Origin of the sequence: Pleomorphomonas carboxyditropha (assembly GCF_002770725.1) — a bacterium.
GTDB classification, from domain to species: Bacteria; Pseudomonadota; Alphaproteobacteria; order Rhizobiales; family Pleomorphomonadaceae; genus Pleomorphomonas; species Pleomorphomonas carboxyditropha.
In genome coordinates this window covers 161,820-175,425 of record NZ_NQVN01000006.1, presented here as the reverse complement: position 1 = coordinate 175,425, position 13,606 = coordinate 161,820, and the positions used below count along the sequence as shown (strand labels likewise).

General features: G+C 67.9%; 15 protein-coding genes. 6 read left to right on the top strand and 9 right to left on the bottom strand.

Annotation, left to right across the window (positions count from 1 at the left end; genetic code table 11):
• The first annotated feature begins 34 nt into the window (after positions 1-34).
• The 3 genes from CJ014_RS27835 (at position 35) to gor (ending at position 2,186) form a co-directional block, all read left to right on the top strand.
• Positions 35-172 (top strand): hypothetical protein, encoded by a 138-nt coding sequence (locus CJ014_RS27835; RefSeq protein ID WP_165790823.1) that lies wholly within the window; start codon positions 35-37, stop codon positions 170-172.
• Positions 173-241: 69 nt separating this feature from the next.
• Positions 242-748: a DUF2059 domain-containing protein gene (locus tag CJ014_RS11885; protein WP_100080700.1), complete on the top strand. Its 507-nt coding sequence runs from the start codon at positions 242-244 to the stop codon at positions 746-748.
• A 70-nt stretch (positions 749-818) separates the two neighbouring features.
• Entirely contained in the window at positions 819-2,186 is a 1,368-nt protein-coding gene (gor, locus tag CJ014_RS11880; RefSeq protein WP_100080699.1) for a glutathione-disulfide reductase, read from the top strand.
• 16 nt (positions 2,187-2,202) lie between these two features.
• On the opposite strand, the gene CJ014_RS11875 is transcribed toward gor, so the two are convergent.
• From CJ014_RS11875 to CJ014_RS11850, 6 genes are all read right to left on the bottom strand, one after another.
• Positions 2,203-3,204 (bottom strand): ABC transporter ATP-binding protein, encoded by a 1,002-nt coding sequence (locus CJ014_RS11875; protein ID WP_100080698.1) that lies wholly within the window; start codon positions 3,202-3,204, stop codon positions 2,203-2,205.
• 6 nt (positions 3,205-3,210) lie between these two features.
• A complete protein-coding gene (locus CJ014_RS11870; RefSeq protein WP_100080697.1) occupies positions 3,211-4,269 on the bottom strand; it encodes a Gfo/Idh/MocA family protein in 1,059 nt (352 codons plus the stop codon).
• Positions 4,266-5,105: a carbohydrate ABC transporter permease gene (locus CJ014_RS11865; RefSeq protein ID WP_100080696.1), complete on the bottom strand. Its 840-nt coding sequence runs from the start codon at positions 5,103-5,105 to the stop codon at positions 4,266-4,268. The genes CJ014_RS11870 and CJ014_RS11865 overlap by 4 nt, the downstream gene beginning before the upstream one ends.
• Positions 5,106-5,116: 11 nt before the next feature.
• Positions 5,117-6,067 carry a carbohydrate ABC transporter permease gene (locus CJ014_RS11860; RefSeq protein ID WP_100080695.1) on the bottom strand — a complete coding sequence of 317 codons (951 nt, stop codon included), beginning with the start codon at positions 6,065-6,067 and terminating at the stop codon, positions 5,117-5,119.
• A 96-nt stretch (positions 6,068-6,163) separates the two neighbouring features.
• The gene (locus CJ014_RS11855; RefSeq protein ID WP_100080694.1) at positions 6,164-7,420 is read right to left on the bottom strand and encodes an ABC transporter substrate-binding protein; all 1,257 of its coding nucleotides are present in this window, start codon (positions 7,418-7,420) and stop codon (positions 6,164-6,166) included.
• 50 nt (positions 7,421-7,470) lie between these two features.
• The gene (locus CJ014_RS11850) at positions 7,471-8,373 is read right to left on the bottom strand and encodes an N-acetylmuramic acid 6-phosphate etherase (RefSeq protein WP_100080693.1); all 903 of its coding nucleotides are present in this window, start codon (positions 8,371-8,373) and stop codon (positions 7,471-7,473) included.
• Positions 8,374-8,604: 231 nt separating this feature from the next.
• Between CJ014_RS11850 and CJ014_RS11845 the strand changes: the two genes are divergently transcribed.
• From CJ014_RS11845 to nagA, 3 genes are read left to right on the top strand one after another with little or no spacing between them, the layout of a single operon-like run.
• On the top strand, positions 8,605-9,489 hold the full coding sequence (locus CJ014_RS11845; RefSeq protein WP_100080692.1) for a glucosamine kinase nucleotide-binding domain-containing protein: 885 nt from the start codon (positions 8,605-8,607) through the stop codon (positions 9,487-9,489).
• Positions 9,486-10,250 carry a GntR family transcriptional regulator gene (locus CJ014_RS11840; RefSeq protein ID WP_100080691.1) on the top strand — a complete coding sequence of 255 codons (765 nt, stop codon included), beginning with the start codon at positions 9,486-9,488 and terminating at the stop codon, positions 10,248-10,250. Before CJ014_RS11845 ends, CJ014_RS11840 begins: the two co-directional genes overlap by 4 nt.
• 26 nt (positions 10,251-10,276) lie before the next feature.
• Positions 10,277-11,422: an N-acetylglucosamine-6-phosphate deacetylase gene (nagA, locus tag CJ014_RS11835; RefSeq protein WP_100080690.1), complete on the top strand. Its 1,146-nt coding sequence runs from the start codon at positions 10,277-10,279 to the stop codon at positions 11,420-11,422.
• Between the two features lie 13 nt (positions 11,423-11,435).
• On the opposite strand, the gene coaA is transcribed toward nagA, so the two are convergent.
• From coaA to hisF, 3 genes are all read right to left on the bottom strand, one after another.
• Positions 11,436-12,389 (bottom strand): type I pantothenate kinase, encoded by a 954-nt coding sequence (gene coaA / locus CJ014_RS11830; RefSeq protein ID WP_100080689.1) that lies wholly within the window; start codon positions 12,387-12,389, stop codon positions 11,436-11,438.
• Between the two features lie 99 nt (positions 12,390-12,488).
• Complete coding sequence (locus tag CJ014_RS11825; protein ID WP_100080688.1) at positions 12,489-12,818, bottom strand: phosphoribosyl-ATP diphosphatase; 330 nt, start codon at positions 12,816-12,818, stop codon at positions 12,489-12,491.
• A 5-nt stretch (positions 12,819-12,823) separates the two neighbouring features.
• Positions 12,824-13,600: an imidazole glycerol phosphate synthase subunit HisF gene (hisF, locus tag CJ014_RS11820; RefSeq protein ID WP_100080687.1), complete on the bottom strand. Its 777-nt coding sequence runs from the start codon at positions 13,598-13,600 to the stop codon at positions 12,824-12,826.
• Between the last annotated feature and the right edge of the window lie 6 nt (positions 13,601-13,606).

Genomic DNA, 13,606 nt, shown 5'->3' with positions numbered 1-13,606 from the left:
ATTGCGGCAAACCAGCGGGGACCGTTTCGGGGAAATGGGGCTCGATCGCGGCGGGCGCATCATTTTGCCAGAATTCGGTTTCACAGGCTGGGGCGACGGCGCTTTCGGGGCGATCGGCACCGCCAACGATTCCATGATGGAGTTGCGTTGGCGCCGTGGCGGATTGTCGTGAAGGCTTGCCCCCGGGACCAATGAAACCACCAACGAAGCCAACGACGAAGTCGATATCGGAGATTTGTTTATGCACCGGACCCTGAACCTTCTCCGCCGCCCGCTGGCGGCGGCCATGGTGATCGCCGCGCTGGCGTCTCCGGCACTTTCTGAGGACTTCACCGAGTCCCACATCGCTGCGGCCCGCGAGACCATCGCCGCGGCCCACGCCTCCGAGCAGTTCAACGAAATTCTTCTGGCGCTCGCCGAGCAGACCAAGGCGCTGTTCCAGCGCTCCAACCCCGGCGCCGCCAAGGACATCGAGGAAGTGGTGAGCGCCGTCGCTCTCGACCTTGCCAAGCGTCGCCCCGAGCTCGATCGCGAACTCGAGCGCGTCTGGGCCGGCCGGTTCAGCGAGGACGAGCTCAAGCAGATCACCGCCTTCTTCAAGTCGCCCATCGGCGAGAAATACGGCCAGCTGGCGCCGGTGATCATCCAGGATTCGATGCGCTCGGCCGGCATCTGGCGCGACGCCATCTCCACCGAGATCGTCACCCGGTCGCGGGACGAGCTCAACAAGCGCGGCTATAACTTCTAGGCGATGCGATTGCCACCACCGGCCGATGTCGTGATATGAGGACGTTGGTTCCTCGATACGGCGGTTGGTGATGGCATCCTTCGACTATGATCTCTTCGTCATCGGCGCGGGCTCCGGCGGGGTCCGCGCCGCTCGCATTTCCGCCGGCTATGGCGCCCGCGTCGCCATCGCCGAGGAATCGCGCATCGGCGGCACCTGCGTCATCCGCGGCTGCGTGCCGAAGAAGCTCCTGGTCTATGCCTCCCGCTTTGCCGGCGAATTCGACGACGCCGGCGGTTTCGGCTGGACGGTCGGCGACCGGAGCTTCGACTGGACGGCGCTGCGGGAGGCCAAGGAGCGGGAGATCACCCGGCTCGAAGGCATCTACGCCGGCAATCTCCAGCGGTCCGGCGCCGAGCTGATCCGCGACCGCGCCGTCATCACCGGTCCCAACGAGATCCGCCTCGTGGCAGGGGGACGGAAAGTGACGGCCGGCCGCATTCTGATCGCCACCGGCAACCGTCCGGTGCTGCCGGAAACTCCCGGCATGGAACACGCCGTCACCTCGACCGACATGTTCGACCTGCCGACCCTGCCGGAAAAGGCGGTGGTGGTGGGCGGCGGCTACATCGCCCTCGAATTCGCCTCCATCCTCAACGGTCTCGGCGTCACCGCCACCGTGCTCTACCGCGGTGAGCAGGTGCTGCGCGGCTTCGATCGCGAGGTCCGGGACAAGCTCGCCGACGCGCTGAGGGCGCGCGGCATCGACGTGCGGACCGGCGTGCAGGTGCAACGGATCGACAGGACGGCCGCCGGTCTCGCCGTGCAACTCGTCGACGGCGCCGACCTCGACACCGACCTCGTCCTCGCCGCCACCGGCCGCCGGCCCAACACCACCGGGCTGGGCCTCGAGGACCTGGGCGTGGCGCTCGACCAGGACGGCGCCATCGTCGTCAACGCGCTGTCGGAGACATCGGTGCCCTCCATCTATGCGGTGGGCGACGTCACCAACCGGGCCCAGTTGACGCCGGTGGCGATCCGCGAGGGGCACGCCTTCGCCGACACGGTGTTCGGCGGCAAGGAGAGCTTCGCCGACCACTCGACCATCCCGACGGCGATTTTCACCACGCCGGAGGTCGGCACCGTCGGCCTGTCGGAGGAAGCGGCCTGCGCCGCCTACAAGGCGGTGGACATCTACAAGGCCGAGTTCCGGCCGATGCGCAACATCCTCGCCGGCCGCGACGAGCGCACCTTCATGAAGGTGGTGGTCGACGCCATTACCGACCGGGTGCTCGGCGTCCACGTCATGGGTCCGGAAGCCGGCGAGATGATCCAGACCATCGGCATCGCGATGACCATGGGCGCCACGAAGCGCGACTTCGATCGCACCATGGCCGTCCATCCCACCGCCGCCGAGGAACTGGTGACGCTGCGGACGCCGTCGGCGCGGCACAGGTAGGCGGTATTATCGCTCGTCAGCCGACGATCGTCTTGCCGTTCGCGTCGAAGCGGTGGATCTTGGCCGGGTCCGGCGTCGCGTAGACGATGTCGTCGGGCGCGTAGCGATGCTCGCCGAACAGCCGCACGGTGACGAGGCCGGCCGTCTCGGTTTCTAGGTAGAGATTGGTGTCGGCGCCGAGATGCTCGGCGTGGATCACCTTGCCCTTGAAGCGGCCCTCGGTGGGCGACACGCCGAGATGCTCCGGCCGGATGCCGATGGTGGCGCCGCTCTCGCCGACGCGGGCCGCCTCGATGAAATTCATCTGCGGCGAGCCGATGAAGCCGGCGACGAACAGGTTGGCGGGGCGGTTGTAGAGCTCCATCGGCGAGCCGATCTGCTCGATGACGCCGCCGTTCAGCACGACGATGCGGTCGGCGAGCGTCATCGCCTCCACCTGGTCGTGCGTCACGTAGATCATGGTGGCGCCGAGCTGGCGGTGCAGGCGGGCGATCTCGACGCGGGTCTGCACGCGCAACGCGGCGTCGAGGTTGCTGAGCGGTTCGTCGAACAGGAACAGCTCCGGCTCGCGCACCAGGGCGCGGCCGATGGCGACGCGCTGGCGCTGGCCGCCCGACAGTTCCGCCGGCCGGCGCTTGAGGTAAGGCTCCAGCGACAGCATTTCCGTCGCCTTGGCGACGCGGGCGTCGATCTCGGCGGCCGGCGTGCCGGCCTGCTTGAGGCCGAGCGCCATGTTGTCGCGCACGCTGAGGTGCGGGTAGAGCGCGTAGGTCTGGAAGACCATGGTGATGCCGCGCTTGGCCGGCGGCGTCACCGTCACGTCGCGGCCGTTGATCAGCACGGCGCCGGAGGTGACGTCCTCCAGGCCGGCGATCGAGCGCAGCAGCGTCGACTTGCCGCAGCCCGACGGGCCGACGAAGATGACGAACTCGCCGTCCTTCACCTGAAGGTCGATGCCTTTCAGCACCTCCTGCGCGCCGAAGGACTTCCTGATGTTCCTGAGTTCAAGCGATCCCACGGGATATTATCCTTGCAGCTTGACCGGCTTGCCGGTGCGGACGCTCTCGTCGGCGGCGAGGCAGACGGCCAGCGATTTCAACGCGTCGTTCATGTGTTGGCCGAGGTCGATGTCCTCGACGATCGCCTTCAGCATGTAGGCCTGCTCCAGCTCGCAGAGCTCCTGGTGGCCCGGCTCGCCGGCCATGGTGTGGTCGGTATCGGGCGCGAGAAACGCGCCGTCGGGACCGGTCGCCGCCTTGTGGACGCGGATGGTCGACGTGCGGGTGTGGGCGTCGACGTCGTCCGACTTGCCTTCCTTCATGACGATGGAGGCCGAGCCGTTGGGCGAGATGATATCCTTCACGAAGAAGGCCTGCTCCGACATCATCGGCCCCCAGCCGGCCTCGTACCAGCCCACCGAGCCGTCGGAAAACAGCACCTGCAGGTGGCCGTAGTTGTACATGTCGGGCGCGATTTCGTCGGACAATCTCAGGCCCATGCCGCGCACTTCGGTGGGCTCGGCGTCGGTCACCTGGCACATGACGTCGATATAGTGGACGCCGCAGTCGACGATCGGCGCCGTGGTGTTCATCAAGGCCTTGTGCGTCTCCCAGGTCTTGCCGGAGGACTGCTGGTTGAGGTTCATGCGGAACACGTAGGGCCCGCCGAGCGCCCGCGCCTCGGCGATGAAGCGCTGCCAGGAGGGATGGTGGCGCAGGATATAGCCGACGACGAGCTTGCGCTTGTTGGCGACGGCGCAGTCGACGATCCGCCGGGCGTCGGCCACGGTGGTGGCCAGCGGCTTTTCCACGAACACGTGGCAGCCCTGTTCCATCGCCATCACCGCGTAGTCGGCGTGGCTCTCCGAATAGGTGCTGATCGACGCCAGGTCGGGCTTCAGCGCCCTGAGCGCCTCCGGGAAGGAGGGGGCGATCTCGTAGCCCCGAAGTTCGTCCGGCACCGCCACCTTGCTGCGGTTGACGAGGCCGACGATCTCGTAGCCGGGGTTGCGGTGATAGGCGAGGGCGTGGCTTCGGCCCATGTTGCCGAGGCCGGCGGAGAGCACGCGAACCGGAGACGTCATTTGACCGCTCCCGAGGTAATGCCGCGAATGAGTTGCCGCGAGAAGATGACGTAGAGGATGAGCACCGGGAAGATGGCCAGCGACAGCGCCGACAGCACGGCGTTCCAGTTGATGACGAACTGGCCGATGAACAGCTGGGCGCCGAGCGTCACCGTCTTGGTGCTCTCGCCGGGCGCCAGGATCAGCGGGAACCACAGGTCGTTCCAGATGGGTATCATGGTGAACACCGCCACCGTTGCCATGGCCGGCCGCACCAGCGGCAGCACCAGGCGGAAGAAAATGGCGTATTCACTGAGGCCGTCGATGCGGCCGGCGTTCTTGAGATCGTCCGACACCGTGCGCATGAATTCCGACAGGATGAAGATGGCGAGCGGCAGGCCCTGCGCGGTGTAGACGAGGACGAGCGCCGTCAGCGTGTTGACGAGGCCGGTCGCCACCATGCCCTGGAGCAGCGCCACCGTGCCGAGGCGGATGGGGATCATGATGCCGATGGCGAGATAGAGCCCCATCAGCGTGTTGCCGCGGAAGCGGTATTCGGCCAGCGCGAAGGCGGCCATGGCGCCGAACAGCAGCACCAGGAAGATCGACACCACGGTGACGATGGTGCTGTTCTGGAAGTAGGTGACGAAGTCGCCCTGCTTCATCACCGTCTCGTAGCCGATCAGGCTGAAGGTGGACGGCGTGGGCAGGCGGAGCGGCTGGCTGAAGATCGCCTGCTTGCTCTTGAACGAGTTGACCAGCGTCAGGAACACCGGGAACAGCGCCACCAGCGTGTAGGCGATCAGCGCCAGATGGACGAGGCCGCTGCGCAGCGTCGAGTGTCTTGCCTTGGACATCCGCCCCTCCGTCAGAACTGGTAGCGGCGGATGCGCCGCTGGACGCCGAACAGGTAGATGCAGACGCCGGTCAGGATGATCAGGAACATGATGGTGGCGATGGTGGCGCCCATCGGCTGGTCGCCAAGCTGGAGCTGGAAGCCGAAGAAGGTGCGGTAGAGGAAGGTGCCGAGGATATCGGTCGCCTTGTCCGGTCCGGCCAGCGCGCCCTGCATGGTGTAGACGAGATCGAAGGCGTTGAAGTTGCCGACGAAGGTCAGGATCGAGATGATGCCGATGGCCGGCAGCACCAGCGGCAGCTTGATCTTGAAGAACTGGCCCCAGCCGGTGATGCCGTCGATTTCGGCCGCCTCGATCACCTCCTCGGGAATGTTGAGCAGCGCGGCGTAGATCAGCATCATCGGAATGCCGATGAACTGCCAGACCGAGACCAGCGACACGGCGACCAGCGCCGAGCCGGGCTTGCCGAGCCAGGGCGCGAACAGCGCCTTCATGCCGACGAGGTCCATCAGCCAGGGCGCGACGCCCCAGATCGGCGACAGGATCAGCTTCCAGATGAAGCCGACGATGACGAAGGACAGCAGCGTCGGCAGGAAGAAGGCGGTGCGGTAGAAGGCGGCGAACCTGAGGCCCGGCAGCGACAGGAGCGCGGCCAGCGCGATGCCGATCGGGTTCTGCACCGCCATGTGGATCAGGAAGAAGACGAAGTTGTTGCGCAGCGCGTTCCAGAAGTCGGCGGCCCAGCGCGGATCGCCGAACAGCGTCGCGAAATTGGCGAAGCCGACGAACACGTGCTCGCCACCCACGACATTGAAGAACGACTGCCGCAGCGTCTCGATCAGCGGCAGGATCATCACCGCCGTGTAGATGATCACGGCGGGGGCGAGGAAGACGAGGATGTGCCAGCGCCGCGGTCGCCGCCGCGCGGCTTCCGTGCCCTGTTCGGATGCAAGGTCGGTCATGTCGGTCCCGGTGGCGTGGCGGCGGGCCGGCCGGCGAACGGCCGGCGGGCGGAGGAGACGACGGCGCGAAAGGCCGCGCCGTCGCCGCGTTTCACCTCACTTGGCCGGCTTGTACCAGCTGTCGAGGCCGTCCTGCAGCTTCTTGGCGGCCACTTCCGGCGTGTCGGTGCCGTTGATGACGTTGGCCGATTCCGTCCAGGTCTCGTTCTCGAGGTTGGGCGTGCCGCGCGACAGGATCTGGTAGGTCGAGCGGATGGTCGGCTTGCAGGTCTCGCGCCAGGAGACGAACTCCTTGGCCAGCGGGTCGGTGATCTCGACCGGCGTCGAGTTCAGGCTGAAGAAGCCCGGCAGCGCGTTGGAGTAGATCGAGGCGAACTCGGGCGAGGCCACCCACTCGAGGAACACCTTGGCCTCCTCCTTGTGGGCGCTGGCCGCGTTGAGGCCCATGGCGATGTCGTTGTGGTCGGAGATGTAGCAGGTATCCCCTTCCTTGACGACCGGCGGCGGGAAGGCGCCGAGCTGGAGGCCGGCGCTGCTGAACGGCGAGATCTCCCAGGAGCCGGCCGGATAGATGGCGGCGCGGCCGAGCGTGAACAGGTTCTGGCTGTCCGGGTAGGTCTGCGCCTCGAAGCCGTCGCCGAGATAGGGCTTCCACTTGGCGAGCACGCGGAAGGGCTCGACCCAACCTTCGTCGGTCAGCTTCTCCGTGCCGGCGATCAGCGCCTTGCGGCCTTCCTCGCCCTTCCAGTAGGTCGGGCCAATGTTCTGGTAGGCCATGGTGGCCGCTTCCCACATGTCCTTGGTGCCCATGGCGAGCGGAATGTAGGTGCCGTCGGCCTTGATCTTGTCGAGCACCGCGAAGAACTGGTCGACGGTCTTCGGCACTTCGACGCCGACCTTCTCGAAGGCTTCCTTGTTGTAGATGAAGCCGTGGATGACCGAGGCCATCGGCACGCAGAAGGTCTTGGCGCCGTCGTCGGTGCTCCAGGCGGCCTTGGCGACGTCGGAGAAGTTCTTCATGCCTTCGAGGCCGGTGAGGTCCTCGAGCTTGCCCTTCTCGAACAGTTGCAGCGAGGTGTCGAACGGCCGGCAGGCGACGAGATCGCCGGCCGAGCCCGCGTCGAGCTTGGCGTTGAGCGCGGCGTTGTATTCGGTCGGCGCGCTCGGCGAGAAGGTGACCTTGATGCCCGGATGCTTGGCCTCGAAGGCCGGAATGATCTTTTCCTGCCAGATCTGCAGGTCGTCGTTGCGCCAGCTCTCGATGTTGAGCGTCACGTCGGCCGCCATGGCCGTGCCGACGCCGGCGAGGATGCTCGATGCCAGCAGGATACCCTGCAACGTAGTGCGATACATCGTCCGTCTCCCTTTGCTCGCGTCCCGAGGACGCGCGTTGAGAACCCCGATTATGATTTTGCGACGAGCGACATCGCCCGACGCAGGTTTTGGCCGGCCTCGACGAGAGCGGCATCCGCCGCCTCGATATCTCCCGCGCCGGCGGCGAGCAGAATGGCGTGCTTGACCGAGCCGCGGCTCTCCCGGAGGAGCCCTGTCGCCGCGTCGGCCGGAATTCCAGCGATGTCGGTCACGATGCGGGCGGCGCGCGCCCGCAGCTTGTCGTTGTCGGCCCTGACGTTGACCATGTGGCCGTCGTGGACGTGGCCGAGATGGACGGCCATCAGCGTCGACAGCATGTTGAAGGCGATCTTCTGCGCCGTGCCGGCGCCCATGCGCGTCGAGCCGGACACCACTTCGGGCGGCGTCGCCAGCAGCACCGCCACGTCGGCGGCGGCAAGGAGCGGCGCCCCTTCGTTGTTGGCGATGCCGATCACCGTGGCGCCGCGCTCCTTGGCGGCGCGCGCGGCGGCGAGCGTGTAGGGCGTCGAACCGGAGGCGGAGACGGCGATCACGCAGTCGCCGGCGCCGATGCCGGCCGCCGCGAGGTCGTCGGACCCGGCGGCGACATCGTCCTCGCCGGCCCCGACCATGTCGACGAGACTGTCGCGGCCGCCGGCCAGGACGACGATGGCCTCGTCGACGCCGATGCCATAGGTGCCGGGCAGTTCCAGGCAGTCGGCGAGCGCCATCAGGCCGGAGCTGCCGGCGCCGACATAGGCGAGGCGGTGGCCGGATGCCAGCGCCGCGGCGGCGCGGCCGGCCGCCTCGGCGATGGCCGGAATGGCCGCCTCGACGCTGCGGGCGGCGGCGATCTGGGCGGCGGCGAGCACCTCGAGAATGCGCGTCGGCGGCAGGGTGTCGAACCCCTTCGCATGGCTGTCGCGATCCTCGGTGCCCAGCTTCGCCGTCATTGCGTCACTCCCCACTTCGCCAATAATGCCAAAAAGCTACCACTTGTCCAGAGGGGCAATCATGATTCATTCACTTTTGCCGCGATCAATCTCAAGCGACAACCGGCGTTGGATAATTAGCGTCGATAATTCAATGACTTGATAAATGACCCTTAAAAAAGCGGAGGGCGGAGCCAATATGCCGATTGGCAAATGGTATTTTTTTGGTACTTTCGAGACAGGAGGGCATCCATGGTGGATTTCGTGATCGGCGTCGATGGGGGCGGAACGGGCTGCCGGGCGGCGGTGGCCGGCCGCGACGGGCGCATTATCGCCACCGGCGCCGGCGGGGCCGCCAATGTCCTGAGTGACCGGACCGGATCGCTTCGCAATATCGATATCGCCATCGGCGCGGCGATCGCCGCCGCCGGCCTCGACCGGAGCGCGCTCCAGCGCTCGGGCGTATTGCTGGGCCTGGCCGGCAGCAATGTCGGCGACACCGGCGCCTTCGTCACCGCCTCGTTGCCGGCCGGCCGGGTGGAGGTCGTCTCGGATGGTCTCATCGCCCTCGAAGGCGCCATCGGCGGCGGTGACGGCGCGGTGGCCATCCTCGGGACGGGCTCGATCTTTTTCGCCCGGCAGGGCGACGCGGTCCGCTCCTATGGCGGCTGGGGCTTCGTCATCGGCGACTTCGGCTCCGGCGCCAGCCTCGGCCGGACGGCGCTCGCCGCGACGCTGCTCGCCCACGACCGCTTTATTGCCGCCTCGCCGCTCACCGAGCGGCTGATCGCCGGGTTCGGCGGCGCGCCGGGCCCGATGGTCGAGTTCGCCCGGACGGCGACGCCGGGCGATTTCGGCCGCTTCGCGCCGACCGTCTTCGCCGCGGCCGACAGCGGCGATCCCGTCGGGCTCGACATCGTCGGCAAGGCGGCCGCCTCGGTCGATAGGGCGCTCGACCGCATCGCCGGTGACGGCGTGGATCGCTTCGCGCTGCTCGGCGGTCTGGCGCCGCTCTATCCCGCCTACCTCGCCGCGCGTCACCAGGCGCGCCTCGTGGCGCCCATGGGCAACGCGCTGGCCGGGGCCGTGGCGCTCGCCGTCCGCCGCTTCATGGGCGACGGGGGAGGGACGGCATGAGCGGCGATATGTCCACCATCCTGTCGCCCGAGCGGTTGCAGGCCGCCGGCACCGGGCCGCTCTACCTGAAGCTCCGGCAGGCGATCGAGGCGGCCATCGCCGGCGGCCAGCTCAAGCACGGCGACGCGCTGCCGCCGGAGCGGGAGATCGCCGATTTCGCCGGCATCAGCCGCGTCACCGTCCGCAAGGCGGTGGACGATCTCGTCGAGGCCGGCCTTCTGGTGCGCCGCCACGGCTCCGGCACCTTCGTGGTGAAGCCGGTGCAGCGGGTGGAGCAGTCGCTCTCCCTGCTCACCTCGTTCACCGAGGACATGGCGCGGCGCGGCCTCAAGGCCAGCTCGCGCTGGCTCGATCGCGGGCTGCACCTGCCGTCGCCGGAGGAGGCGATGATGCTGGGACTGGCCGGCGGCGGCCGCGTCGCCCGGCTGGAGCGCCTGCGCATCGCCAACGACCTGCCGCTCGCCCTCGAACGCGCCTCGCTGTCGGCCGACGTGCTGCCCGATCCCGGTGCCGTCGCCGGCTCGCTCTACGAGGCGCTGGCGCGAAGCGGCCACCGGCCGGTGCGCGCCGTCCAGCGCATCTCCGCCTGCAATATTCGCGGCCAGGACGCGGCGCTGCTCGGCGTGCAGGCCGGCGACGCCGGTCTTTCCATCGAGCGCATTTCCTATCTCGCTTCCGGCCGGGTGGTGGAATTCACCCGGTCGCTGTATCGAGCCGACGCCTACGACTTCGTCGCCGAGCTGACGCTCCCCCAGTCCTGACCCGTCACCATCAAGGAGACGTTGCGATGTCCGCCCTTATCATCCGCGGTGCCCGCCTGTTCGACGGCGATGCCTGGCACGACGACGCCGAGATCGCCGTGGAAGGGGGCCGTTTCGTTGCCGCCGCCGATGCGCCGGCCGGCGCCGAGGCGGTCGACGCCCACGGCCTTCTGCTCGTGCCTGGCTTCATCGACCTGCAGGTCAACGGCGGCGGCGGCATCAACTTCAACGACGACCCGAGCGTCGCCACCATCGAGCGCATCTGCGCCGCGCACGCCCGCTTCGGCACCACGGCGCTGCTGCCGACGCTGATCACCGACCGTCGCGAGATCCGCACCGAGGCGATCGCCGCCGGCAAGGCGGCCCGGACGGCCGGCGTGCCCGGCTTCCTCGGCCTGCATCTCGAAGGGCCGCACCTCTCCGCCGCCAAGCGGGGCGTGCACGCGGCCGCCTACGTGCGGCCGATGGAGGAGCCGGACGTCCGAGAACTCCTCGGCGCGCTCGCCGGCGGCGACCCGACGATGCTGACCGTCGCTCCCGAATCGACGCCGGTCGAGGCGGTCCGGCGTCTGGCCGCGGCCGGCGGCGTCGTCAGTCTCGGCCACACCGACTGCGACTACGACACGGCGCTCGCCTATATCGCCGCCGGCGCCACCACGGCGACGCACCTGTTCAATGCCATGAGCCCGCTCGGCCACCGGGCGCCCGGCATGGTCGGCGCGATCCTCGACAGCGGCATCTCCGCCGGCCTGATCGCCGACGGCGTCCACGTGCATCCGGCGGCGGCGCGGGTGGCGCTCCGGGCCAAGCGCGGACCGGGCCGGCTGTTCCTCGTCACCGACGCCATGCTGACCATCGGCACCGATCTGCCCGATTTCGAGCTCAACGGCCGCACCATCTTCCGCCGCGACGGCCGCCTGGCGCTGGCCGACGGCACGCTGGCCGGCGCCGACATCGATATGCTCTCCTCGGTGCGCTACGCCGCCGAGCATTTCGAGATCGGGCTCGACGAGGCGATCCGCATGGCCACCGTCTATCCGGCCGAGGCGATGCGCATCGGCAACCGCAAGGGCAGGATCGCGCCGGGCTTCGACGCCGACTTCCTGCTGTTGACGCCCGGCTTCGACCTCAGGTCGACGTGGATCGGCGGCGAGAAGGTGCATTCGGCCTGAGGGAAGGGCGCCGTCACAACTTCCTCAGCATCACCTGCTCGATGGCGTGGCTGGCGCTCTTGCGCAGCACCAGGTCGGCCCGCAGGCGGGTCGGCTGGATATTCTCGCGAAGATTGGCGAGGTTGATGCGCGTCCAGAGGCCGAGGGCGATTTCCAGCGCCTCCTCCTCGGAGATCTCGGCGTAGCGGCGGAAATACGACTGCGGATCGCGGAAGGCGGTCTGCCGGAGGCGCATGAAGCGCTCGACATACCAGCGCTGCAAATCGGCCTCGTCGGCGTCGATGAAGATCGAGAAGTCGAAGAAATCGGAAACGAAGGGAATGCCGCGGCCGTCGCGCGGCAGCTTGCCGGTCTGCAGGACGTTGAGCCCCTCGAGGATCAGGATGTCCGGCTGGTCGACGACGGTGCGCTCGCCCGGCACGATGTCGTAGACGAGATGGGAATAGACCGGCGCCCAGACGTTGGGCTTGCCGGCCTTGATGTCGGTCAGGAAGGAGAGCAGGGCGGCCCGGTCGTAGCTTTCCGGGAAGCCCTTCTTTTCCATCAGGCCTTCCTCGCGCAGCACGGCGTTCGGAAACAGGAAGCCGTCGGTGGTGACGAGGTCGACCTTGGGCGAAGACGGCCAGCGCGACATCATCGCCCTCAGGATACGCGCCGTGGTCGACTTGCCGACGGCCACCGAGCCGGCGATGCCGATGATGAACGGCTTCTTGGCGTCGGACCGGCCGAAGAAGCGGCGCGTCGAGGAGTGCAGCGACTGCGCCGATTCGACGTAGAGCGACAACAGCCGCGACAGCGGCAGGAAGATGTCGGACACCTCGTCGAGCTGCACCGGGTCGTTGAGGGCGCGCAGGCGGATGACGTCGTCGAGCGTCAAGGTCAGCGGCATGCCGGCCCTGAGTTCGGCCCAGTCGGCGCGGGTGTAGACTTCATAGGGCGACAGCGCTTTCCGCACGAACTGTTCCATTCATCACCGTCTCCGGATCGCCTTCCGGCGATCCGCTGATTCCTGTTTTCATCGCGGGAAACCGGCCGCCGGCCGCGGCCGGCGCGCCACCTGTTGAGCTCAGTCGGCCGGGCGGGCGGCCTTTTCCTGGAGGCCGGACTGAGCGGTGCGGCGTTTCAGCTCGGAGAGAACATCCTCAAGCGGCACCCCCTTGAGCGCCAGCACCACGAGCAGATGATAGAGAAGGTCGGCGCTTTCGTAGGTCACCGCGTCCGCGTCGCCGCCGATCGCCGCGATGACCGTCTCCACGGCTTCCTCGCCGAGCTTCTGGGCGGCCTTGGCAAGGCCCTTGTCGGCCAGCTTGCGGGTATAGGAGGTGGCGTCGCCGTTCCTCAGGCGATCGGCGACGATCGCTTCGAGATCGGAAAGCGTGAAGGTGCTGTCAGCCATGCCGTTCATCCCTGAAGGCGGACCGGGACGCCGGCCGCGGCAAGATGTGCCTTGGCCTCGCCGATGGTGAAGGTGCCGAAGTGAAAGATCGACGCGGCGAGCACGGCCGCGGCGTGGCCATCGCGGATGCCTTCGACCAGGTGGTCCAGCGTGCCGACGCCGCCCGAGGCGATCACCGGCACCGACACGGCGTCGGCGATGGTACGGGTCAGCTCGAGGTCGAAGCCGATCTTGGTGCCGTCGCGGTCCATCGAGGTCAGCAGGATCTCGCCGGCGCCGAGCGACACCACTTCCTCGGCATATTCGACGGCGTCGATGCCGGTCGCCTGCCGGCCGCCGTGGGTGAACACCTCCCAGCGCGGCTTGTCCTCGTCCGAAGAGACGCGCTTGGCGTCGATGGCGACGACGATGCACTGGTCGCCGAACTTCTCCGAGGCGCGGCGCACCAGGTCGCGGTCGCGGACGGCGGCCGACATGATCGACGCCTTGTCGGCGCCGGCCAGCAGCAGTTCCCGGATGTCCTCGACCGACCGGACGCCGCCGCCCACCGTCACCGGCATGAAGCAGCGCTCGGCCGTCCGGCGCACCACGTCGAGGATGGTGCCGCGATTCTCGTGGCTGGCGGTGATGTCGAGAAAGCACAGCTCGTCGGCGCCGGCCGCATCATAGGCGGCGGCGGCCTCGACCGGGTCGCCGGCGTCGACGAGGTCGACGAAGTTGACCCCCTTGACCACCCGGCCGTCCTTGACGTCGAGACAGGGGATGACGCGCGCTTTCAGCATTGGGGT

Coding starts and splice junctions, on each gene's coding strand:
- CJ014_RS27835 (WP_165790823.1), top strand. CDS start 35: ATGGGGCTCGATCGCGGCGGGCGCATCATTTTGCCAGAATTCGGTTTC.
- CJ014_RS11885 (WP_100080700.1), top strand. CDS start 242: ATGCACCGGACCCTGAACCTTCTCCGCCGCCCGCTGGCGGCGGCCATG.
- gor (WP_100080699.1), top strand. CDS start 819: ATGGCATCCTTCGACTATGATCTCTTCGTCATCGGCGCGGGCTCCGGC.
- CJ014_RS11870 (WP_100080697.1), bottom strand. CDS start 4,269: ATGACGTCTCCGGTTCGCGTGCTCTCCGCCGGCCTCGGCAACATGGGC.
- CJ014_RS11865 (WP_100080696.1), bottom strand. CDS start 5,105: ATGTCCAAGGCAAGACACTCGACGCTGCGCAGCGGCCTCGTCCATCTG.
- CJ014_RS11860 (WP_100080695.1), bottom strand. CDS start 6,067: ATGACCGACCTTGCATCCGAACAGGGCACGGAAGCCGCGCGGCGGCGA.
- CJ014_RS11855 (WP_100080694.1), bottom strand. CDS start 7,420: ATGTATCGCACTACGTTGCAGGGTATCCTGCTGGCATCGAGCATCCTC.
- CJ014_RS11850 (WP_100080693.1), bottom strand. CDS start 8,373: ATGACGGCGAAGCTGGGCACCGAGGATCGCGACAGCCATGCGAAGGGG.
- CJ014_RS11845 (WP_100080692.1), top strand. CDS start 8,605: ATGGTGGATTTCGTGATCGGCGTCGATGGGGGCGGAACGGGCTGCCGG.
- CJ014_RS11840 (WP_100080691.1), top strand. CDS start 9,486: ATGAGCGGCGATATGTCCACCATCCTGTCGCCCGAGCGGTTGCAGGCC.
- nagA (WP_100080690.1), top strand. CDS start 10,277: ATGTCCGCCCTTATCATCCGCGGTGCCCGCCTGTTCGACGGCGATGCC.
- coaA (WP_100080689.1), bottom strand. CDS start 12,389: ATGGAACAGTTCGTGCGGAAAGCGCTGTCGCCCTATGAAGTCTACACC.
- CJ014_RS11825 (WP_100080688.1), bottom strand. CDS start 12,818: ATGGCTGACAGCACCTTCACGCTTTCCGATCTCGAAGCGATCGTCGCC.
- hisF (WP_100080687.1), bottom strand. CDS start 13,600: ATGCTGAAAGCGCGCGTCATCCCCTGTCTCGACGTCAAGGACGGCCGG.